We start from the raw sequence: 26,680 nt of genomic DNA on the forward strand, positions 1-26,680 counted from the left end.
AATGACAGTAAAAGATGCTGCCGGCAATACCAGTACCTGCACAGCCGCTGTAACTGTTGCCGATAATACTGCTCCTACAATCACAGCTACAGCAGGTACCGTTACCTCCAACCTCAATGCCGACCCCGGACTTTGCTATTATGTTGTAAAAGGGTCAGAGTTTGATCCTACTGCAACCGATAACTGTACCGGACTTACTCTATCCTATACAGTAACAGGAGCAAGTACCCTTAGTGGAAATGGAAGCCTGGCAGGCAAACAACTGAACAAGGGTGCAAATGTTATTTCCTGGACCGCAACAGATGCTTCAGGTAATGTAACCGCAATACCACTTTCTTTCACCAAAACAGTAATCGACAACCAACTTCCGACCATCTCAAGTATTGGTAACCAAACCCGCAACACTAATACAGGCTGCGGTTATACAGTTTCAGGGACTGAGTTTGACGCAACCTATTCTGACAACTGCGGGGTTACTTCTGTGACTTATACACTAAACGGTGGTGCACCTGTATCAGCTACAACATTGGCTGGAGTTGTGCTACCTTTAGGTTTGAATAATGTGGTATGGACTGTAAGTGATGGAACTAACAGCCGTACCAGCTCTTTCAGGGTTACTGTTCTTGACGATGATTATCCAACGATTTCTTCTATTTCAAATATAACAGTTAGCATTACAACCGGTTGTGGTGCAGTAGTAACCTGGGAAACCCCTACTTATGACGACAACTGCATGGTCACCATTTTCGGACAAGTGAATGGTTCACCGAGCGGAAGCACCTTCCCCATTGGAACAACATTGATCAGGTATTGGGCTAAGGATGCTGCTGGCAATACCACAACCATGAGTTTCAATATAATTGTAAACGATCTTACACCCCCGGTATTAACCTGTCCTGCCGGAAGCACATTACTTTCTCCTTTCATTAGGGAAGCTGGAAATGATGTTTGTTTCTATACCGTTGTCGGAACCGAATTTGACCCTACCACTGATGACGGATGTGCTGTAACAGCAACCAATTCATTTGACGGAACCAATACCCTTGCCGGAAAGCAAATTCCTGCCGGGGTTCATACCATTGTATGGACTGCTGTTGATGGTTCCAATAACAGCTCTACCTGCACCATCTATGTTCAGGTAGAAGATAACCAGGATCCTACTTTCGACCAGCCAACCGGTAGCCCGGCAGGCACTTATGCATATAGCAGATATTGTGATCCCGGTGTATGCTATTTTACTGTTCCCGGTACCGATTTTGATCTAAGGAATGTAAACGACAATTGTGGAACTGAAACTCCGACTTTTGTGATTACCAAGAATGGAGTTACAATACTCGCTGACACAAATTCACTGGCCGGAGTACAACTTGCAAAAGATCCTTTACACAGCTATTCTATCGTATGGACAGTTGTTGACCTTCATGGAAACACAGTTGTTTCGACACCTTACAATATTTCTGTTACTGATAACCAGCCTCCATTATATGTATGCTATGGTAATGAAGTAAGAACGGCTCCTTCAGGCAGTTGTTTCTATACTGTAGTCGGAAATGAATTTGATCCTACCTCAATCACTGACAACTGTGACGTTGTTATTGCTGTATCGTATACCCTTGATGGGATCCCGGGTGCCGGAACTACAATGGCCGGAGTAAATCTTACGGGAGGTACCCATGCAGTTGTATGGACAGCAGTTGATCAATCAGGAAATTCAAAAGAATGTACTTTCAATATTAAAGTTATTGACCTTGTAGGGCCAACCATTTCACCAATAGCTGACCAGGATCGGAATGCCCCTGCAGACGAATGTTTTTATGTAGCCGTTGGTACTGAGTTTGACCCAACAGTTAATGACAACTGTACAGTTACGCTTACAAATAATCAGAATAACGGTGCTACCCTGGCAGGATTTGAATTCCCGGTAGGGATAACTGTAGTGGTATGGACAGCTACTGACCCATCAGGAAATGCTGAAACCATGCAATTTGAAGTAAATGTGCATGATGTAACGGCTCCTGCTTATGTGCTTCCTGCTACTGCAACCAGGTATACTGATGCCGGAAGTTGTTACTATTCTGTAACAGGGGATGAATTTGACCCGCAAAATATTGTTGACAACTGTACTCCCGGAAATTTCAATATTCTAAATAACTATAACAATTATCGTTCACTTGAATTTGAAGAGTTACCTGTTGGTACAACCAATATACTTTGGACGGTAAAAGACTTCTACGGTAATATGGGACAGAAAACCATAGCTGTAACAGTAATTGACGATATAGAACCTGTTATCTCCTGTCCTGTAGACGCTTATACCCGTGTAGTTGACAACGGCCAATCCTATTATACTGTCGGTATTAACGAATTTAAGCCTGTAGCCAGCGACAATTGTGCCCTCACTTCTTATATAAATAGCTTCAATGGCACCTCAAGCTTAAATGGAGCCCATCTGAATGCAGGAACACATACCATAACCTGGACAGCTACTGACCCTTCGGGCAACATTACAACCTGCGATGTGGTAGTTAATGTGGTAACCGATCTTTACCCGCCGATTACTTGCGTCGGGGATAAACTGAAGAACAGCAATACCGGAGTTTGTAATTATACGGTTGTTGGCACTGAATTTAACGCCACATCAACTTCTACTGCAGCAACCCTTACCAATGATTATAATAGTTCCAACACCCTTGCTGGCGCTGTATTTGCAGTAGGTACACATCTTGTTACATGGACTGCCACCCAAACTATTAATGGCACAGTTTATTCGAACAGTTGCAGTTTCTATGTTTTTGTTGAAGACAATGAACATCCTGTTGTTACTCCAGCTGCAAATATCAATACAACCACCAATTCGGGCTGTTATGCTACCGGAGTAAATCTGGGAGCACCAACAATCACTGATAATTGTGGAATCAATTATTCAACCAATAATGCTCCTTCGGCTTATTATATTGGAACTACCAATGTTACCTGGTGGGCTCAGGATATCCATGGAAATATAACCACTGCCGTTCAAACGGTAACTGTTGTGGATGACGATCCTCCCAGCATGTCATGCCCTGGTTCAGCATTCTGCCGCGAAGCTGATGACCCATCAGGAAACTTCTATACAGTAAATGGGTCAGAATTTGGCCCTTTCAGCTATTCTGATTGCTCTGCTCTTACATCTTATACAAATGATTATAATGGAACATCCTCACTAAGCGGAGTTCAACTGCCCAATGGAACACATACCATTACCTGGACTGCAACTGATGCAGCCGGAAATTCAAGTACCTGTACAATCACTATTGTAGTAAGTAATACCAGCAATCCTCCTGTTACTTGTCGCGCCAATATTGTAGTAGGCACTGATGCAGGAGTTTGCAACTATACGGTGCAGGGAACAGAATTCGATATCACCACTACTGCAACACCTCCTCCGACTCTTACCTACTCAAATAGTTTCAATGGGAATGCTTCTCTTGGAGGAGCTGTTCTTCCTCTGGGATCAACTACCATTACCTGGACAGTAACTGATGGTACAAATACTAACACCTGTTGTACTTATACCATTTATGTATATGACGATGAAAATCCTGTCGTTACCTGGCCTTCAAATGTAACAGTAAATGTAGATGCGGGTGGATGTACTGCAACCAATGTAGATATCGGCACCCCAACAGCTACTGATAACTGCGGAAATCCCGGATCCATTACCTATTACCGTTCACCTTCAGGTGATGATTTCGGCCTGGGAGTAACCAATGTTTACTGGACCGCTTATGATGCCAATGGACGTTATGTATATCACACTCAAACTGTTACTGTAATTGACAACATTGCCCCGGTAATTGATTGTCCGGCAACCACTTACTATCGTGAATTTGACAATTTATATGTGGATTATTATACTGTAAGAGGAAGTGAATTCCGGCCTTCAGTAGATGAAAACTGTACGCTTGTTTCGTACCTCAATGATTATAACAATTCTACCTATCTCAATGGTTCACAGTTAAGCATTGGGGATCATGCCATTGTATGGACAGCAACTGATGCCAGTGCAAATACTGATCAGTGCACAGTGAATGTTACGATTGTGGATTCATTTGAACCGCTAATTGATTGTTCAGATAATACAACAGTTGCTTCCAATACCGGATGCAGCCATTTATTCAGCGGAACCAGCCTCGATGCTGTGTTCACATCATTATCTATTATCCCGGGGCGTACCCTTACCCATAACCTGGCCGGGGCACCATCGAATACTACACTTGACGGGGCTACTTTCCCTTCAGGTGCAACTACTGTCATATGGACAGCTAAACAAACCATCGGGGGAATTGAATACACCTCAACCTGCAGCCATGTCGTGACTGTTATTGACCAGACTCCTCCAGTAATTGATCCTATCCCTGCAAATGTTACCGTTAATGTAGATCCCGGAACCTGTACCAAAACTATGGTACTTGCCACTATTACTGCTACCGACAATTGCGGAAGTGTTACTATTACCAATAATGCACCCGCAGTTTTCCTTCTTGATACAACCAATGTGAGGTGGGTAGTAAGGGATCCCAGCGGAAACACAACTATTTATAATCAGAAAGTAATAGTTAATGATAATGAAGGCCCGGTAATTACCGGATGTCCCGGAACTATTACCGTACAGGCCAGTGGAACCGGTTGTCAGTCGATGGCATCCTGGCCTCCATTGGTTGCCACTGACCAATGCAGTGGTGTAGCCAGTTTTGTTACAACTCATGACCCAGGAAGTTTATTCAGTATCGATACAACAACCGTTGTTTATACTGCTACCGACAATCGTGGCAATGTAAGCACCTGCACCTTCCTGGTAATTGTTGAAGACCCCGCCCCAACCATCAGTTGTGTGGCAAATAAAACAAGAAACACGAATGCTGGCCTTTGCTCTTACCTTGTAATGGGAAATGAATTTGATCCGCTTGATTATGATGATAACTGCGGGCTTCCTGCCATCACTTATAGCTATACAGATGCTGGAACAGGACTTACTGTTACAGGAAACAATACTATGTCAGGGATTGCAATTCCGAGAGGACATGGAGTGGGTGCAACAGGGCAAACCAGGATTACCTGGACGGCCACCGATGTTAATGGGAACACCGATACTTGCTCATTTCTTGTAACCATTGAGGATCATGAAGCACCTGTAATTGTTGTCCCAGGCAATCAGATTCGTTATACCGACCTCCATCAGAACTATTATACAGTTCAGGGAGGAGAATTTGATGATGTAACAGCTTCTGATAACTGTGGAATTGTTGTAAAACTTGTAAATGAGTACAACCTTTCAACCCTGAGTGGATTACAGATGCATCTTGGAGAGAACACGGTTACCTGGCGCGCTGAAGATGATAAAGGAAATCTTTCAGAAGCTGTATTCTATGCTTATGTAATTGACAATGAACCACCAAGACTTCTCTCAGCACCCACAAACATTACAGTAAACACCTTATCCACCTGTGGAGCTAATGTAAGTTATATACCCCCCATTTTCATTGATAATGTAACCCCAACAGATTCGTTAACGGTAACTATATCACCAGACTATGCAAGTCCCGGATATTTCTTCCCTGTGGGAGTAACTGAAGTAACCTATTCGGTTGTTGATTCAACAGGAAATAATTATTCTTACACCTTTGATATCACAGTTATTGACACTATCGTTCCAAGTATTACCTGTGCTGTGGGATCTCCATTCCACAGAAATACAGATTTGGATCAGAATTATTATACTTCACCATCCACTGAATTTGACCCGACTGCCTATCTCGATAATTGCTATGTCGAGATCAGCAACAATTATAACCACCAGGAATCACTCGAGGATGCTACCTTCCCGGTAGGTATCACGAATGTAACCTGGACAGCCACTGATTCAAGTAATAATATAGCTACCTGTACTATTCAGGTGATTGTTGAAGACATACAGGCTCCTGAAATTGATCATTGTCCTGATGCAACAGTTGCTAAGAATTCAGAAGCCGGGGTTTGTTATTTCCTGATCCCCGGATCGGAATATGATCCTTATGGATTCTCTGATAACGATGGCTTAGACAAATTAACCTACTCGATTAACGGTGGGCCAGAAGTTGGAACTGACCTTAATACTACGCTTGTTGGGCTGCAGATACCTGTCGGCTCAGTTACACAACCAACAACCACTGTTGTCTGGACCCTATATGACCTTAGCGGAAATCCGAGTGATACCTGTGTAACAGTATTTACGATCACTGATATTGAAGCTCCATTGGTAAATGCCGTTGGTAATCAGCTCAGGAATGTTGATCCCGGTTTAAGTACCTATACAGCCAAGAGTCCGGCAGACATTACCTGGGATCCGGTAGTTACGGATAATTGCGAAGTAGCAACCATCACATACTCCATTGATGGCGGAGCTTCAGTAGGCACCGATACTACTACCAGCATCCTGGGAGAAATCTTTGAAATTGGCATCCATACTGTAGTGTGGACCGCCACCGATATTCATGGTAATACCAATACCGGTAGTTACCAGGTGATTATTGAAGACAATGAAAACCCAACTGTAGTATGTAATAATATCACGGTTCAGTTGGATGCTCTTGGTAACTATATTCTTGATTCGGATGACATTGAAGCCATTGCTCTTGGATCCTCCGATCCTAATGGAATAGCCAGCATGACAGTTACCCCGGATGTATTTGATTGCGGAGATGTGGGTGCAAATGAAGTTATATTAACTGTAACCGACACAACCGGAAACTCAGCAAGTTGTACAGCAACCGTAACCGTTCAGGATGTAACTGACCCTGTTGCTGTTTGCAAGGATATTACCATCTACCTTGATGTTTTAGGAACAGCAACCATACTGGATGCTGATATCGACAATGGATCCTCAGATGCATGCGGTATTGAAAGCCTTACAGCCAGTAAGACAGACTTTGGTTGTGGAGATGTTGGCACAAATACTGTAACCCTTACAGTTACCGATAACAATGGAAATACTTCTACCTGTACCTCAACAGTCACAGTTGTGGATGATATCAATCCTGTAGCAGTTTGTAAAAATGCTACTGTATACCTGGATGAAAATGGCACTATCACTATTACTGGTTCTGCTGTTGATAACGGATCATATGATAATTGTGCAAGCAGTCTTGTAAGGACAGTTACCCCTTCAACCTTTGATTGTACCGACATTGGAAATAACAATGTTGTATTAAGGGTAACCGATCCTGAAGGCAATTTTGATGAATGCGCTGCTGTTGTAACGGTACGCGATACTGTAACACCAGAAGCTATTTGCCATAATATTACTGTTCAACTGGATGCCAGTGGCAATGCCAGTATCACAGCCAATCAGATCGATAACGGATCAAATGATGCCTGTGGAATTGCCACAATGACAATTGATAACAGTACTTTCAATTGCAGCAACCTGGGTTCGAATCCACTTACCAATACTGTTGAACTCACAGTGACTGATAATAATGGAAATGTATCCACCTGTTCTGCCCTGGTTACAATAATTGATCAGATAGGCCCATCAATTACTTGTGGTGCAACCGGAAATCAGGCTGTAAACACGAATAATAATGTTTGTACCTATACCCATCCGAATAATAGCTGGAATGCCTCAGCTACTGACGGTTGTACAACAATAGCTACTTTAGGTTATGAACTCACTGGTGCTACTACCGGTACCGGGGCTTCACTCAATGGAGTTGTATTTAATACAGGTGTAACAACTGTTACCTGGACGTCAACCGATGGTTCAGGAAACTCATCTACTTGTAGTTTCACCGTTACTGTAACTGATATTCAGGCTCCAAATGCCCTTTGTAAAAATGCAACAGTGCAACTTGATGCAACTGGAAATGCAAGCATAACCACAACTGATATTGACAATGGCTCCAATGATGCCTGCGGTATCCTAAGCCTTGCAGTAAACCCATCCACCTTTACCTGTGCCAATCTTAATGCAAATACAGTTACACTAACAGTAACCGATAACAACAATAATGTATCGACCTGTACTGCAACAGTTACTGTTCAGGATCTTATTCCACCGGTTGCTGTATGTAAAAATATCACAATACAGCTTGCAGCCAATGGAACAGCTTCAATTACTGGTGCTGATGTAGACAATGGATCAACTGATAATTGCAGCATTCAGACATTAAGTGTGTCACCAAGCAGTTTCAATTGTACAAATGTGGGTACACCTGTAACAGTAACACTTACTGTGACTGACCCCGCCGGAAATACGGATGACTGCACAGCTACGGTAACAGTTGAAGATAATGTTGACCCGACTGCCTTATGCAGAAATATAAATGTTCAGCTTGATGGAACCGGAAATGCGAGCATTGTTGCTGGCGACATTAATAATGGTTCATCAGATGCCTGTGGAATAGCAAGTATTACAGCTAATCCTACAGCCTTTACCTGTGCCAATCTTGGTCCAAATACTGTTACCCTGACAGTAACTGATAACAATGGAAATGTTTCAACCTGTAATTCTACAGTTACTGTCCTTGATCAGGTTGACCCACAGATTACCTGCGCTGTAAGCGGTAACCAGGCAGTAACAACTGACAATAATGTTTGCACCTATACACATCCTAATAATTCATGGAATGCAACTGCTACCGATAATTGTACAACCATCGCATCACTGGGATATGTCCTGACAGGCGAAACAACAGGAACCGGAACCAGTTTGAACGGGGTTGTATTTAATAAGGGTGTAACTACTGTAACCTGGACTGCTATTGACGGATCGGGAAATGATGCTGTTTGCAGCTTTACTGTAACTGTAAGTGATGACCAGGATCCTAATGCCATCTGCAAAGTAGCAACAGTTCAGCTGCGCAGGAATGGAACCGTTCCAGTTATACCAACTCAAATTGACAATGTTTCAAACGACAATTGCGGAATTACAAGCTACCTGGTTTCAAAAGACAATGTAAGCTTCAGTGATTCTGTACTTTATAATTGCAGCGAGATCGGTGGCAACACCATTTACCTTAAAGTAACTGATGCTGCAGGCAATTTCGCCGTTTGTTCTACCACTCTAACGGTTGAAGACAAGCAGGCTCCAACACTCGATGATCTTTCTGACCGCAATGAAGTAACAGATAATGGAGTGTGCACTTATACCCATGCTGATGACCTTTGGAATCTGACAGATAATTGTGATCCCGCTCCAACAATGACCTATACGGTAAGTGGAGCAACAACTGTGGTTACTGCACCCAATACAACCTTAAACGGACAGGTATTCAACCAGGGTACAACCACTGTTACATGGACTGGAACTGACACCTATGGCAACACAGCAGTTACCGAATTTGATGTGATTGTGACTGATAATCAGAATCCAACCATCACCTGCCCGGGAAATATCACCCAGAATGTGGCAGCTCCCGGCAACACTTCAGCCTCAGTTGCTGGCATTGCTGATCCTGTTTATGCCGATAACTGTTCTGTAACTAAATTAACCTATGCCCTTTCAGGAGCAACAACAGCAGCCGCTCAGGCAGCTGGTATCAATGTTCTGAATAGCGGCACATTTAACCTTGGAACCACAACCGTTACCTATACTGCCTATGATGCACAAGGGAATCTGCAGACCTGCACATTTACCGTTACCATCAATGCATTACCTCCTGACGCAGTAATAGTTGACCCGGTTGTCATTACCACTTATGAAAATATTAATCCGGTGGCTACCTTCTCAGTTGTATTACCGGTTGCTCCAACAGGAACAGTAGTATTTGACGTTGAGAGCGATGACCTCACTGAAGGTACCGTTTCAACCAGCCAGCTTACCTTTAATGCCGGGAACTGGAATGTGCCGCAGATAGTTACCGTTACTGGTGTGAACGACGATGTTGATGACGGTGATATTCCTTATACTATTGTAATCACAACCAACCAACTGTTAACAGATGTTGGTTCCGGATATTACTTTGCTGAACCTGCTGATGTAGCAGCCACCAATATTGACAATGATGTTGCCGGTGTAACCGTGAACCCGTTAGCCATCACAACAACAGAAGCCGGAGGAACCGGTACATTTACCATTGTATTGAATACTGAACCTGTTGAAGACGTGACCTTCACCCTTTCAAGCAGCGACTTGACCGAAGGAGATATTACAACACCAGCCGGAAAGACCATTACTTTCACCCCGGCCAACTGGGATACCCCGCAAACAGTAATTGTAACAGGTATTGACGACCTGATTGTTGATGGTACTGTAGCCTATCAAATCATTACAAGCAATGCATCTTCTGCTGACCCGATATATAATAACATGGTTGCAGATGATGTAAATGTTAACAGTATTGATAATGATGTTGCCGGGTTTGTTGTTACTCCAACCTCATTAACTGTTTCAGAAAATGTAACCACAGCTACTTTTACAATTGTTCTGACGAGCAAACCGGCCACTGATCTTACCGATTATGTAGTTGTTGTTGATGTAACCAGCAGTGACTTAACTGAAGGAACTGTTTCTGTATCACAACTCACCTTTACAGCAGCCGACTGGAATACACCTCAAACTGTAACAGTTACTGGTGTTGATGATGATGTAGTGGATGGGACTATTGCATTTACTATTGTTAATGCAGTTAATACGACCTCTACAACTGATCCGATTTATGATTTGCTGAATCCTGCTGATGTTTCGGTAAATAATACAGATAATGATGCTGCGACTGTAGCCATCGACAATGTAACCCACCTCGAAGGAAATGCCGGAACAACAACCTATACTTTCACTGTGACCCATTCAGGTGCACAGGTGATTGGAGGATACTCCGTTTCCTATTATTCACAGAATGTAACCACCAAGGTACCCAGCGACTATACTGCAGTTGCCGGATCACTCGCTTTCACCGGCTCAATTGGTGAAACCAAAACTATTACCGTTATCGTAAATGGTGATGTAATGGTTGAAAACAATGAGACCTTCAGGGTTGTATTGAATACTGTTACAGCACCCGGAAAGAATGTAACCATACCGGAAATCGGCAAGAGAGGTACAGGAACCATTACCAATGATGATAATGCAACCCTTGCTATCAATGATGTTTCCGTTGTTGAAGGAAATAGTGGAACCAAGACCCTTACTTTCAATGTAACACTAAGCATGGATGTGGAAGATGGTCTGACCATTGATTATACTTCAGCCAATGGAACAGCTACCACAGCAGACAATGATTATCTTCTCAAAACTGGTACTCTCACCTTTGTTGGTACCCAGAATGAAGTTCAAACCATTGCTGTAACAATAAATGGGGATCAAAAGGTTGAGTTAAATGAAACCTTCCTGATGAATCTCAGCAATATCGTTCCTGTTAGTGCACCTGCCGGAACCATCACTTTCTCTGATAATTCAGGAACTGGCACCATTACCAATGATGATGCAGCTGTAATTTCCATCACGGGTTTCACCGTTAGTGAAGCAACAGGAACTGCTGACTTTACCATTGCAATGGATTACCCTGTTCAAACAGCATTCACAGTTGATTTTGCTACTGCTGACCATACCGCACTTGCCGCTTCTGACTATACTGCAATCCCAACTACCACTCTGAATTTTGGTGGAGCCAATGCCCTTTCACAAACTGTTACTGTTACTATCACAAACGACAGTTATCTTGAACCAACGGAAGACCTTTATGGAATCCTTAGCAACCTTGTTGCCGGAGGCCAGAATGTGACACTGACGGGTGGAGGAGCTTCAACCCAGGCAATTGGTATTATTACTGATAATGAAACTGCAGGTATAAGCATCGATGATGTATTAGTTGCCGAAAGTGACGGTAATGCAGTCTTTACAGTATCACTTACAGGCAATATCCAGGATGCTTTATTGGTAAACTATACGACATCCAATGGAACTGCACTTCAACCCGGTGATTATACAACAACAAGCGGAACGATCACATTCTCTGCAGGTTCATTAAGTGGAAGTACATTAACGATCACTGTGCCAATAACCAGCGATAACAGGGCTGAACCCACTGAAACCTATACACTTACCTTAAGTAATATTGTTACAACAGGTAATGCAACAATTACTGATGCAAGCGGAACAGGTACAATTACCGATGATGACCCGATCACACTTACCCTGAATGGTTTTACAGTTACAGAAACCAATGGTACCCAAACAGCCAACTTCACTGTAACCAGTGATATAACAGCTCAGAACAATATTGTGTTACTGTTCTCAACCAGTTATGGCAGTGCAACAGCTACTGACTATACACAGCAAACCAATACTACAGTTACCTTAACCGCAGGATCAACTTCTGTAAATGTTCCGGTAAGTGTACTAGGAGACCTGATTGCTGAACCTACTGAATCATTTACTGGCACCATTACTTTATCCAATGCCAATGGACAGCAGGTTGTTCTGGGGACACCCTCCGCAACTTCTACTATCGATGATGATGATGTAATTACCATCAACCTGGCTGCATTCACCGTAACAGAAACCAATGCTACCCAGACACAGAACTTCGTTGCCAGCATGAATACATCAGCACAGTATGATATTGTACTAAGTTTTTCAACTTCTGATGGAACGGCTATCGACGGAAATGACTATACTGCTCAGGCTGCTACTGTTGTTACTATTGCAGCCGGAACTACCAGCGTAAATATTCCTGTTTCTATCCTGGGAGACCTTATCATAGAACCACAGGAATCCTTTACCGGAACCATAACTCTGACTAATGCCAATGGTCAGCAGGCTTCGGTGGGTACCGGAACAGCTACTGCTACTATCAATGATGACGATGAAGCTACCCTTGTGGTTACCGGCTTCAGTGTTGATGAAGATGCAGGAACAGCTGATTATACTATTACTCTCAGTAGTGCAGTTCAGAATGCATTCACAGTTGATTTTGCAACCTCAAATATTACAGCCCTCGCAGGTTCTGACTATACTGCAATCCCAACCACTACACTCAACTTTGGTGCAGCAAACCCATTGGTACAAACCATAACTGTAACCATAAACGATGATGACCTTGTGGAACCAACTGAAACATTAAGAGGTACAATCAGTAATCTTGTGGCTAACGGACAGGATGTAACCATTGCTACAGCTATTGCAACAGGCACCATCACCGATAATGATGCTGCAAGTGTTGTTATTGATGATGTAACCGTTGAAGAAGATGTTGTTTCAGGAACAGCGGTATTTACTGTCACGCTTACCGGCCATATTCAGGATGCATTAACTGTAGATTTCACCACAGGAGATGTAACTGCAATTGCTGTTAGCGACTATACAACAACCACCGGAACTGTTACTTTCCCTGCCGGATCTCTTACCGGTACTACCCAGTCAATCACCATTCCTATCATAAACAACACCATTTCAGAACCTACAGAAACCTATACTGTAACTCTAAGCAACATCCTCAGCACAGGAACAGCAACGATAAATGATACCCAGGGAACAGGAACCATACTTGACGATGATCCTGTTACTGCTATCAACCTTGCCGGATTTACGGTGACAGAAACTGATGGAACCGTTTCTCACAATTTTGTGGCCAGCATGGATATCCCTGCTCAGGAACCTATTGTGATCAGTTTCAGCACTACTGCAGGTACTGCTTTTGCCGGAAGTGATTTCACAGCCCAGACCAATGTACAATATACAATTCTGCCTGGTAACCAGAGTGTTAATATACCAATTGCCATTATTGGCGATAATGTTGTTGAACCTCAGGAAGCCTTCTCCGGAACAATTACCCTGGTAAATGCAAACGGTCAGCAGGTAACTATTGGAACTGCTGATGCAACCGGAACAATCAATGATGATGATGATGCATCATTCACCATTGATGGATTTACAGTAAGTGAAGCTGCAGGTACTGCTAACTTCACCATAACACTTAGCGCCAGTGTACAGAACGCAATTACGATTGATATAGCAAGCTCAAATATCGTTGCTGTTGCAGGCTCTGATTATACAGCAGTCCCGACAACAACACTCAATTTTGGTGCTGCAAATGCTTTGGTTCAAACCGTTACAGTTCCAATTCTTGAAGACTTACTGGTTGAACCTACCGAAGATCTGCTTGGAACTTTGAGTAACCTGGTAAATAACAGCCAGAATGTTACCATCGCCCTGGCCACTGATACAGCCTTTATCACTGATAATGACGCTGCTACACTCACAATTAACAATGTAACACTGCAGGAGCCAGACCTGGGTTCAACTGTGGAATACATATTCACTATATCCTATGCCGGAAGGAATACTGACGGGCCATTTACTGTAGCCTACACAACCAATAATGGAACCGCTTCTTCAGCGTCTGATTATGATGCACTCAGCGGAACCGTAACCTTCAATGGTGTAAATGGAGAAACTCATACTGTAACCGTGATTGTAAACGGTGACAATGTAGTTGAACCCAATGAAACCTTTACGCTCGATTTAAGTGAAGATGATTTTGGTGGAAGGAATATCACTTTTGCTGATAATTCCGGTCTTGGTACAATTACCGATAATGACATAACCACTGTAACCATTACAGCCAATGATCCTACTGCTGCTGAACCTGCCAATGATGGTCAGTATACAGTGAATATGGGATTAACTTCTTCTACCAATACTGTGATCAGTTATACTGTATCAGGAGATGCCGTTGCCGGAACCGACTATACTGCACTCAGTGGTACCGTTACAATTCCTGCCGGAAGCACATCTGCAGTAATTGATCTTGATGTAATTAATGACCTGATTCTTGAAGATGATGAAACTGTGACAGTTACACTCAGCAGTCTGACAGGAAACACAAATATCTCCATTGGAGCACCATACATAGCAACTGTAACCATTACTGATGATGATGTTGCAACTGTAAGCATTGCCGCCAATGACCCGAATGCTGCTGAACCAGCCAATAATGGTCAGTTTACAGTGACTATTACCCATCCATCTGATGTAGCGACAGTTCTTAGCTATACCGTTAGCGGAACAGCAGTGGCAGGTACTGATTATACATCTTTATCCGGCACAGTGACCATTCCGGCCGGAAGCACTACGGCAACCATTAATGTATCAGTAATTGATGATCTCATTGTTGAATCAACCGAAACAGTAATAGCCACACTAACTGCCGTTACTTCAGGAGATGCTGATATTACTATCGGTGTTCCTGCAGCTGCCACCGTAAACATTGCTGATAATGATGCTTCTTCAGTAAGCATTACTGCCAATGATGCTGTTGCCGGAGAACCTTCAAATAACGGTCAATTTACAGTTAGCATGACCCGGGCTTCAGATGTTGCTACAGTGATAAGCTATACCGTTAGCGGAACTGCAACTGCCAATTCTGATTATAACACACTTTCAGGTAGCGTAACTATTCCTGCAGGAAGCACATCTGCTACTATCGATGTATTAGTCATCAATGATCTGCTCCTTGAAGCAACTGAAACTGTAATTGCTACTTTATCAAGCATTACTTCTGGCAATTCAGGAGTAACTATTGGTACACCAGATGCTGCTACTGTTAACATTACAGATGATGACGCTGCTTCTCTTGCAATTAGCGACGTAACTGTAAGTGAATCAGCCGGAACTGCAACATTTACTGTTACTCTTACAGGAAATGTCCAGGGTGGATTCACCATTGATTATGCAACCGCTGATGCAACTGCTGTTGATCCTGATGATTATACTTCCACTTCCGGAACCCTTACTTTCGCCGGAACTACCACTGAAACAGAAACATTTACTGTTCCAATCATTAATGATAATATCGTAGAAATAACAGAAACCTACCTTGTAAATCTTTCAGGTATTTCCAATGCGCTGATTACATTCGACAGCCAGGCAACCGGCACCATCACTGATGATGACGTTGCAACTGTCAGCATTAACAGTGTTTCAAACAATGAAGGAAATGCAGGTACAACTAATTATACTTTCACTGTAACCCTCAGCCAGGCATCAGATGCAACCGTAACTGTTGACTATGCTACTGCCAATGGTACTGCAACCGTAGCCGATCTCGACTATGTTGCAAAAACCGGTACATTGACGTTTGCCGCCGGAGAAACATCCAAAACTATTACTGTTGTTGTCAATGGTGATATTAAGATTGAAAACGACGAAACGTTTACTGTTGCATTGAGCAACCTGGTTGTAAACAGTCGCCCGATTACTTTGGGTGCATCCACTGGAACCGGCACCATTGTAAATGATGATAATGCAAGCATTTCTATTGGTGATGTGAGCCTTACAGAAGGAAATACAGGAACCAAGAACTTTACATTTACCGTTACCCTTTCGGATGCCGTATCAGGTACTGTTACTGTAGATTATGCTACTGCCAACGGAACAGCCACCCTGGTTGACGGTGATTATATAGCTACATCCGGAACTGTTGTATTCAGTGCCGGTCAGACCAGCAAGACCATTATTGTGCCTGTAAACGGTGACACCAAGGTTGAAGCTGATGAAACCTTTACAGTAGAACTCAGCAATCTTGCCAATGGAGGATACGATGTAATCCTCGGTACATCTACCGGAAACGGGACTATTGTAAACGATGATGCCGCAACCATCAGCATCAATGATGTTACTGCCAATGAAGGAAATAGCGGTACAACCAGCTTCACCTTCACTGTTAGTATGTCAAATGCTTCTGATGATGTTGTTACTGTCGACTATGCTACTTCCAATGGTACTGCTACATCAGCAGATCCGGACTACACAGCCATTGCAGCTACCACCCTTACATTTGCCGCCGGTGAGACCAGTAAGACCATTACTGTTTCTGTAAATGGCGACACCAAGGTTGAAGCCGATGAAACTTTCACTGTTACCTTGAGTAACCTCGATAATAATGGAAATGATGTTACAATATCTGATGCTTCAGGATTAGGCACTATCATCAATGATGATGCAGCAACGATGAGTATCAGCGATGTTACTGCTCTGGAAGGAAACAGTGGAACTACCAATTTTGTCTTTACTGTTACACTCTCTGCAGCATCAGATGATGTTGTTACAGTTGACTATATAACAAGCAATGGAACTGCGACTGTAGCTGATAACGACTATACAGCTCTCGCATCCACAACACTTACATTTGCTGCCGGTGAAACCAGCAAGACCATTACAGTAGTTGTGAATGGTGACAAGAAAACGGAATCTGATGAAACCTTTACCTTGACACTAAGCAACCTTGTTGATAATGGAAATGATATTACACTTGGTACTTCAACAGCAACCGGAACCATCACCAACGATGACCACTCACCTGTTCTTGCTGATGTAATAAAGAGCGGAAATGAGGATAATGACATTCTCTTTACTGCTGCCAACTTCACCGCCGTATTTACTGATGCTGACAGTGATCCATTAGTAAAAATTGTTGTAAGAAATCTTCCGGCCAACGGAACCCTGTACCTCGATGGTACTGCAGTTACTGCCGGACAGGAAATTGCTGCTGCCGACCTGGGCGACCTGGTATTTACACCGGGCAATAACTGGAATGGCACAACCTCATTTGACTATAATGCATCAGATGGAACAAACTGGGCCGTAGTAGATGAGCAGGTGATCATTACAATCATCGCAGTAAATGATGCTCCTATTGCCAATGATGATATTCTTACAACTCCTGAAGAAATTCCAATCCTTGGGTCAGTTACTGCCAACGATACTGATGTTGAAGGCAATGGCCTTACCGTAACACAGTTTGTTATTAATGGCACAACTTATAATGCCGGACTTACAGCAACTATCGCCAATGTAGGTACCCTGCTGATCAATTCCAACGGATCGTTCATTTTCACTCCAGTTGCTGATTTCACAGGATTAGTTCCAACAGCAACCTACACGATCAGCGATGGTAATGGTGGAAGTGATGCTGCTGACCTGATCATAACAGTAACTCCATTGAATGATCCTCCTGTAACTGTCAGCCAGTCCTATACAACCTGCAGTAGTTCAATTCTCACAGGCAATGTACTGGATAATGGTGATGCAGATCCGGATGGAACTGCTCTGGAAGTTGAAACAACGCCTGTTGTGGATGCAAGCTTCGGAACATTTGCCATTCTTTCAACCGGAGCATTTACCTATACTCCTGATGCAGGCTATAATGGTGCTGATACAGTAGTTGTATCTGTTTGCGACAATGGTACTCCGGCTCCTGCTGCCTGCACCAACGACACTATTTTCATCCTGGTAAATGGTGCTCCTTCAGCCAACGCAGGTCCTGCTCAGAACCTCTGCAACGTTACCAATACTACTCTCGCAGGTAATGATCCTACTCCGGGTACAGGTCTCTGGACACTTGTCTCAGGCCCTAACTCACCGGCCATCACTACCCCGACAGCATACAACTCCACCGTTACTTCAATGGTTCCTGGTGTATATGTATTCAAGTGGACAATCTCAAACGGTGTCTGCACTCCTTCAGAAAGCACTGTTACCATCACCAACTACGCTACACCTACAACTGCTCTTGCCGGTGCTGACCAGAACCTTTGCGGTACCCTCGTATCTGCTGGTCTTGGTGCAAACACACCAGCTAACGGAACAGGTGCATGGTCAATCGTATCAGGTGGTACTGGTACTTTCTCAAGTGCTGCTGCTGCTAATGCTACATTCACTGCTGATGCATACGGTGTATATGTTCTCCGCTGGACTATCTCCAACGGTGTATGCGCCTCTTCAACCGATGATGTAACTGTTACCTATTACGAAAGTCCTACCACTGCTACTGTGGGTGCCAACCAGAATGTTTGCGCTTCACTCGTATCAGCCGGTCTAGGTGCCAACACCCCAACCGTGGGTACTGCTTCATGGTCCATCGTGTCAGGTGGTACAGGCTCATTTGATGATAATACCGATCCTAATGCAGTATTTACCGCTGATGCTTACGGAACATATGTATTGCGTTGGTCAATAACAAACGGCACTTGCGCCGCTTCTACGGACGATGTTACCGTTAACTTCTACCAGGCGCCTACTACAGCTTCTGTAGGTGATGATCAGAACCATTGCGCTACACTTACCTCGACCGGTTTAGGTGGAAACACCCCGGTTATCGGTACAGGTGCATGGTCGATCGTTTCTGGTGGTACAGGTACTTTCACTGCTCCGACTTCAGGTAATTCAAACTTCGTGGCCAATGCTTATGGCACATATGTGCTGCGCTGGTCAATAACAAACGGTACATGTGCCGTTTCTACGGATGATATCACCGTTACCTTCTACCAGGCTCCTACCACTGCTACAGTCGGTGCTGATCAGAGCCTCTGCGGTACCCTCGTATCTGCAGGTCTTGGCGGCAACACCCCAACCGTGGGTTCAGGTGCATGGTCGATCATATCCGGTGGTACAGGTACTTTCTCCAGCACTGCAGCTGCTAATGCAACCTTCACTGCTGATGATTATGCTGTATATGTACTCCGCTGGACTATCTCCAATGGTGTCTGCACCGTCTCTACAGCTGATGTGACCGTTACATTCTTTGCCAGTCCTGTCGTTTCAAACGCAGGTCCTGCTCAGAACCTCTGCAACGTTACCAATACTACTCTCGCAGGTAATGATCCTACTCCGGGTACAGGTCTCTGGACACTTGTCTCAGGCCCTAACACCCCGGCCATCACTACCCCGACAGCATACAACTCCACCGTTACTTCAATGGTTCCTGGTGTATATGTATTCAAGTGGACCATCTCAAACGGTGTCTGCACTCCTTCAGAAAGCACGGTTACCATCACCAACTACGCTACACCTACAACTGCTCTTGCCGGTGCTGACCAGAACCTTTGCGGTACCCTCGTATCTGCTGGTCTTGGTGCAAACACACCAGCCAACGGAACAGGTGCATGGTCGATCGTATCAGGTGGTACAGGTACTTTCTCTTCGGCTGCTGCTGCAAATGCAACATTCACTGCTGATAATTACGGTGTATACGTTCTTCGCTGGACTATCTCCAACGGTGTATGCGCTGCTTCAACCGATGATGTTACCGTTACCTATTACGAAAGTCCTACCACTGCTACCGTAGGTGCCAACCAGAATGTTTGCGCTTCACTCGTATCTGCAGGTCTTGGTGCCAATACCCCAACCGTGGGTACTGGTGCATGGTCCATCGTTTCAGGTGGTACAGGCTACTTTCAGTGATAATACAGATCCTGATGCGGTATTCACTGCAGATGCTTATGGAACTTATGTACTGCGCTGGTCGATCTCAAACGGTACCTGCACAGCTTCAACAGCTGATGTTACCGTTAACTACTATCAGGCTCCGACTACAGCTTCTGTGGGTGCTGACCAGAACCATTGCGCTACACTTACCTCGACCGGTTTAGGTGGAAACACCCCGGTTATTGGTACAGGTGCATGGTCGATCGTGTCAGGTGGAACAGGAACATTCACTGCTCCGACTTCAGGAAATTCAAACTTCGTGGCCAATGCTTACGGAACATATGTACTGCGCTGGACGATCTCCAACGGTACATGTGCTGCTTCAACCGATGATATCACCGTTACCTTCTACCAGGCTCCTACCACTGCTACAGTCGGTGCTGACCAGAGCCTCTGCGGTACCCTCGTATCTGCAGGTCTTGGTGGCAATACCCCGGTTGTAGGAACAGGCGCATGGTCGATCGTATCAGGTGGAACAGGTGCTTTCTCAAGCACTGCTGCTGCAAATGCAACATTCACTGCTGATGCATACGGTGTATATGTACTTCGCTGGACTATCTCCAACGGCGTTTGCACCGCTTCAACTGCTGATGTTACCGTTACATTCTTCGAAAGTCCTGTCGTTTCTAACGCAGGTCCTGCTCAGAACCTCTGCAACGTTACCAATACTACTCTCGCAGGTAATGATCCTACTCCGGGTACAGGTCTCTGGACACTTGTCTCAGGTCCTAACACCCCGGCCATCACTACCCCGACAGCATACAACTCCACCGTTACCTCAATGGTACCCGGTGTATATGTATTCAAGTGGACAATCTCCAACGGTGTCTGCACTCCTTCAGAAAGCACTGTTACCATCACCAACTACGCTACACCTACAACTGCTCTTGCCGGTGCTGACCAGAACCTTTGCGGTACCCTCGTATCTGCTGGTCTTGGTGCAAACACACCAGCTAACGGAACAGGTGCATGGTCTATCGTATCAGGTGGTACTGGTACTTTCTCCAGTGCTGCTGCTGCAAATGCTACATTCACTGCTGATGCATACGGTGTATATGTACTTCGCTGGACTATCTCCAACGGCGTTTGCGCTGCTTCAACCGATGATGTTACCGTTACCTATTACGAAAGTCCTACCACTGCCACCGTGGGTGCCAACCAGAATGTCTGCGCTTCACTCGTATCAGCCGGTCTTGGTGCCAATACCCCAACCGTGGGTACAGGTGCATGGTCAGTCGTTTCAGGTGGAACTGGAACATTCAGTGACAATACCGATCCTGATGCTACCTTCACTGCTGACGCTTATGGAACATATGTACTGCGCTGGTCAATCAGCAATGGTACATGTACTCCTTCAACAGCTGATGTTACCGTGAACTACTACCAGGCTCCTACCACTGCTTCTGTGGGTGCTGACCAGAACCATTGCGCTACCCTTACCTCTACCGGTTTAGGTGGAAACACCCCGGTGATTGGTACAGGTGCATGGTCAATCGTGTCAGGTGGAACTGGAACATTTACTGCTCCGACTTCAGGAAATTCAAACTTCGTGGCCAATGCTTATGGCACATATGTGCTGCGCTGGTCAATAACAAACGGTACATGTGCTGCTTCAACCGATGATATCACCGTTACCTTCTACCAGGCTCCTACCACTGCTACAGTCGGTGCTGACCAGAGCCTCTGCGGTACCCTCGTATCTGCAGGTCTTGGTGGCAATACCCCAACTGTGGGTACAGGTGCATGGTCGATCGTATCAGGTGGTACAGGTGCTTTCTCAAGCACTGCTGCTGCAAATGCAACCTTCACTGCTGATGCATATGGTGTATATGTTCTTCGCTGGACTATCTCCAACGGCGTATGCACCGCTTCTACTGCTGATGTGACCGTTACATTCTTCGAAAGTCCTGTAGTTTCCAATGCCGGTCCTGCTCAGAACCTCTGCAACGTTACCAATACTACTCTCGCAGGTAATGATCCTACTCCGGGTACAGGTCTCTGGACTCTTGTCTCAGGTCCTAACTCACCCGCAATCACTACCCCGGCAGCTTATAACTCAACCGTTACCTCAATGGTTCCTGGTGTATATGTATTCAAGTGGACAATCTCAAACGGTGTCTGCACTCCTTCAGAAAGCACTGTTACCATCACCAACTACGCTACACCCTACAACTGCTCTTGCCGGTGCTGACCAGAACCTTTGCGGTACACTCGTATCTGCTGGTCTTGGTGCAAACACTCCTGCAAACGGAACAGGTGCATGGTCAATCGTATCAGGTGGTACAGGTACTTTCTCTTCGGCTGCTGCTGCAAATGCAACATTCACTGCTGATGCTTACGGTGTATACGTGCTTCGCTGGACTATCTCAAACGGCGTTTGCGCTGCTTCAACCGATGATGTTACCGTTACCTATTACGAAAGTCCTACCACTGCCACTGTAGGTGCCAACCAGAATGTCTGCGCTTCACTCGTATCAGCCGGTCTTGGTGCCAACACCCCAACCGTGGGTACTGGTGCATGGTCAGTCGTTTCAGGTGGTACTGGTACTTTCAGTGACAATACCGATCCTGATGCTACTTTCACTGCTGATGCTTATGGAACATATGTACTGCGCTGGTCAATCAGCAATGGTACATGTACAGCTTCTACCGCTGATGTTACCCTTAACTACTACCAGGCTCCTACTACGGCTACCGTCGGTGCCGATCAGAACCTTTGCGCTACACTTACCTCGACCGGTTTAGGTGGAAACACCCCGGTTATCGGAACAGGTGCTTGGTCAATCGTGTCAGGTGGAACAGGAACATTTACTGCTCCGACTTCAGGTAATTCAAACTTCGTTGCAAACGGTTATGCTACCTATGTACTGAGATGGACTATCTCCAACGGTACATGTGCTGCTTCAACCGATGATATCACCGTTACCTTCTACCAGGCTCCGACCACTGCTACAGTCGGTGCTGACCAGAGCCTCTGCGGTACCCTCGTATCTGCTGCTCTGGGAGCAAACACCCCGGCTGTAGGTACAGGTGCATGGTCTATCGTTTCAGGTGGTACTGGTACTTTTGATGATAACACTGATCCTGATGCAGTATTCACTGCTGATGCTTATGGTGCATTTGTTCTGCGCTGGACTATCTCAAACGGTACCTGCACAGCATCAACCGATGATATGAACGTTACATTCTTTGCCAGCCCGGTTGTATCAAATGCCGGTCCTGCTCAGAACCTCTGTGACGTTACCAATACTACTCTCGCTGGTAATGATCCTACCCCGGGTACAGGTCTCTGGACACTCGTTTCAGGTCCTAATACCCCTGCAATCACAACCCCGACAGCATACAACTCCACCGTTACCTCAATGGTGCCCGGTGTATATGTATTCAAGTGGACCATCTCCAACGGTGTATGCACTCCTTCAGAAAGCACTGTTACCATCACCAACTACGATACACCTTCAACTGCTGTGGCAGGTGCTGACCAGAACCTCTGCGGCACCCTCGTATCTGCTGGTCTTGGTGCAAACACACCTGTAAACGGTACAGGTGCATGGTCTATCGTATCAGGTGGTACTGGTACTTTCTCCGGCTGCTGCTGCAAACGCAACATTCACTGCTGATGCTTACGGTGTATATGTGCTGCGCTGGACTATCTCCAACGGCGTATGCGCTGCCTCTACCGATGATGTTACCGTCACCTATTACGAAAGTCCTACCACCGCTACCGTAGGTGCCAACCAGAATGTCTGCGCTTCACTCGTATCTGCTGGTCTTGGTGCCAATACCCCAACCGTGGGTACTGGTGCATGGTCAGTCGTTTCAGGTGGAACTGGAACATTCAGTGACAATACAGATCCTGATGCTACTTTCACTGCTGATGCTTATGGAACTTATGTACTGCGCTGGTCAATTTCGCAACGGTACGTACCGTTTCTACAGCTGATGTCACCGTTAACTTCTACCAGGCTCCTACCACTGCTTCTGTGGGTGCTGACCAGAACCATTGTGCTACACTCACCTCTACTAGTTTAGGTGGAAACACCCCGGTTATTGGTACAGGTGCATGGTCAATCGTTTCTGGTGGAACAGGTACTTTCACTGCTCCGACTTCAGGTAATTCAAACTTCGTTGCCAACGGTTATGCAACCTATGTACTGCGCTGGACTATCTCCAACGGTACATGTGCTGCTTCAACCGATGATATCACCGTTACCTTCTACCAGGCTCCAACCACTGCTACAGTCGGTGCTGACCAGAGCCTATGTGGTACCCTCGAATCTGCAGGTCTTGGTGGCAACACCCCAACTGTGGGTACAGGTGCATGGTCGATCGTATCAGGTGGTACTGGTGCTTTCTCAAGCACTGCCGCTGCAAATGCTACATTCACTGCTGATGCATACGGTGTATATGTTCTTCGCTGGACTATCTCCAATGGTGTCTGCACCGCTTCTACTGCTGATGTTACCGTTACATTCTTCGAAAGTCCTGTCGTTTCCAACGCCGGTCCTGCTCAGAACCTCTGCAACGTTATCAATACTACCCTCGCAGGTAATGATCCTACTCCGGGTACAGGTCTCTGGACACTTGTTTCAGGTCCTAACTCACCTGCAATCACTACCCCGACAGCATACAACTCCACCGTTACCTCAATGGTACCCGGTGTATATGTATTCAAGTGGACAATCTCCAACGGTGTATGCACTCCTTCGGAAAGCACTGTTACCATCACCAACTACGCTACTCCTACCACTGCTGTTGCCGGTGCTGATCAGAACCTTTGCGGTACCTTCTCTGCCGGTCTCCAGGTGCAAAACACTCCTAAGGGGAACAGGTGCATGGTCGATCGTATCAGGTGGTACTGGTACTTTCTCTTCGGCTGCAGCTGCTAATGCTACATTCACTGCTGATGCATATGGTGTATACGTGCTTCGCTGGACTATTTCAAACGGCGTATGTACAGCATCTACCGATGATGTTACCGTTACCTATTACGAAAGTCCTACTACTGCCACGTGAGGTGCCAACCAGAATGCTCCACCTCATCGATCTGCCGGTCTTGGTGCCAACACCCCAACCGTGGGTACAGGTGCATGGTCCATCGTTTCAGGTGGTACAGGTACTTTCAGCGACAATACAGATCCTGATGCTACTTTCACTGCTGATGCTTACGGAACCTACGTATTGCGCTGGTCAATCAGCAATGGCACTATGCAGCTTCTACCGCTGATGTTACCGTTAACTTCTACCAGGCTCCTACCACTGCTTCTGTGGGTGCTGACCAGAACCATTGCGCTACCCCTACCTCTACCGGTTTAGGTGAAACACCCCTGTTGTAGGTACAGGTGCTTGGTCAATCGTGTCAGGTGGAACCGGAACATTTACTGCCCGACTTCAGGAAATTCAAACTTCGTTGCCAACGGTTTGCCACCTATGTACTGCGCTGGACTATCTCCAACGGTACATGTGCTGCTTCAACCGATGATATCCCGTTACCTTCTACCAGGCTCCAACCACCGCTACAGTCGGTGCTGACCAGAGCCTCTGCGGTACCCTCGGACTCGGGTCTTGTGGCAATACCCAACTGTGGGTACAGGTGCATGGTCGATTGTATCAGGTGGTACTGGTGGCATCACTACTGATGCAAATGCAGTATTCACTGCTGATGATTATGGTGATATGTTCTGCGCTGGACATCTCAAACGGTACATGCACAGCATCAACCGATGATAGTGAACGTTACATCTTCGAAAGTCCTGTTGTTTCAAACGCAGGTCCTGCTCAGAACCTCTGCAACGTCAATACTACTCTCGCTGGTAATGATCCTACTCGGTACAGGCCTCTGGACTCTTGTCTCAGGTCCCTAACTCCGGCCATCACTACCCCGACAGCATACAACTCCACCGTTACCTCATGGTACCAGGTGGTATGTATTCAGTGGACAATCTCAAACGGTGTCTGCACTCCTTCAGAAAGCACTGTTACCATCACCAACTACGCTACACCTACAACTGCTGTTGCCGGTGCTGACCAGAACCTTTGCGGTACCTTTGTATCTGCAGGTCTTGGTGCAAACACTCCTGCCAATGGAACAGGTGCCGGTCAATCGTATCAGGTGGGGTACTTTCTCTCCGGCTGCTGCTGCAAATGCAACATTCACTGCTGATGCTTATGGTGTATACGTGCTTCGCTGGACCATCTCCAACGGTGTATGCGCAGCTTCAACCGATGATGTTACCGTTACCTATTATGAAAGTCCTACTACTGCCACCGTGGGTGCCAACCAGAATATTTGCGCTTTACTCGAATCTGTAGGTCTTGGTGCCAATATCCCAACTGTGGGTACTGGTGTTTGGTTAGTCGTTTCAGGTGGTACTGGAACATTCAGTGACAATATCGATCCTGATGCTGCACTTCACTGCTGACGCTTACGGAACATATGTACTGCTGGTCAATCAG

At 45.4% G+C, this 26,680-nt stretch carries 9 protein-coding genes; all 9 read left to right on the top strand.

Features of this window, described 5'->3' with window-relative positions:
- The first annotated feature begins 1 nt into the window (after window position 1).
- The 9 genes from IPH84_18245 to IPH84_18285 all read left to right on the top strand — a co-directional run bounded on the left by IPH84_18245 (window position 2) and on the right by IPH84_18285 (window position 26,646).
- A complete protein-coding gene (locus IPH84_18245) occupies window positions 2-20,200 on the top strand; it encodes an HYR domain-containing protein (GenBank protein MBK7175108.1) in 20,199 nt (6,732 codons plus the stop codon).
- Window positions 20,127-22,415: a hypothetical protein gene (locus IPH84_18250; GenBank protein ID MBK7175109.1), complete on the top strand. Its 2,289-nt coding sequence runs from the start codon at window positions 20,127-20,129 to the stop codon at window positions 22,413-22,415. Before IPH84_18245 ends, IPH84_18250 begins: the two co-directional genes overlap by 74 nt.
- Window positions 22,339-23,844: a hypothetical protein gene (locus tag IPH84_18255; GenBank protein ID MBK7175110.1), complete on the top strand. Its 1,506-nt coding sequence runs from the start codon at window positions 22,339-22,341 to the stop codon at window positions 23,842-23,844. The genes IPH84_18250 and IPH84_18255 overlap by 77 nt, the downstream gene beginning before the upstream one ends.
- The gene (locus IPH84_18260; protein MBK7175111.1) at window positions 23,792-24,256 is read left to right on the top strand and encodes a hypothetical protein; all 465 of its coding nucleotides are present in this window, start codon (window positions 23,792-23,794) and stop codon (window positions 24,254-24,256) included. Before IPH84_18255 ends, IPH84_18260 begins: the two co-directional genes overlap by 53 nt.
- Window positions 24,208-25,113: a hypothetical protein gene (locus IPH84_18265; protein ID MBK7175112.1), complete on the top strand. Its 906-nt coding sequence runs from the start codon at window positions 24,208-24,210 to the stop codon at window positions 25,111-25,113. The genes IPH84_18260 and IPH84_18265 overlap by 49 nt, the downstream gene beginning before the upstream one ends.
- Before the next feature lie 187 nt (window positions 25,114-25,300).
- Entirely contained in the window at window positions 25,301-25,540 is a 240-nt protein-coding gene (locus IPH84_18270; GenBank protein MBK7175113.1) for a hypothetical protein, read from the top strand.
- Between the two features lie 47 nt (window positions 25,541-25,587).
- Entirely contained in the window at window positions 25,588-25,863 is a 276-nt protein-coding gene (locus IPH84_18275) for a hypothetical protein (protein ID MBK7175114.1), read from the top strand.
- Entirely contained in the window at window positions 25,848-26,387 is a 540-nt protein-coding gene (locus tag IPH84_18280; GenBank protein MBK7175115.1) for a hypothetical protein, read from the top strand. The genes IPH84_18275 and IPH84_18280 overlap by 16 nt, the downstream gene beginning before the upstream one ends.
- A complete protein-coding gene (locus IPH84_18285; GenBank protein MBK7175116.1) occupies window positions 26,308-26,646 on the top strand; it encodes a hypothetical protein in 339 nt (112 codons plus the stop codon). The genes IPH84_18280 and IPH84_18285 overlap by 80 nt, the downstream gene beginning before the upstream one ends.
- Window positions 26,647-26,680 lie beyond the last annotated feature (34 nt).

This window comes from Bacteroidales bacterium (assembly GCA_016707785.1).
GTDB lineage: Bacteria > Bacteroidota > Bacteroidia > Bacteroidales > UBA4417 > UBA4417.

What these genes read in the sequence shown, in the direction of transcription:
- IPH84_18245 (MBK7175108.1), top strand. Translation starts at nt 2, where the DNA reads ATGACAGTAAAAGATGCTGCCGGCAATACCAGTACCTGCACAGCCGCT.
- IPH84_18285 (MBK7175116.1), top strand. Translation starts at nt 26,308, where the DNA reads ATGGAACAGGTGCCGGTCAATCGTATCAGGTGGGGTACTTTCTCTCCG.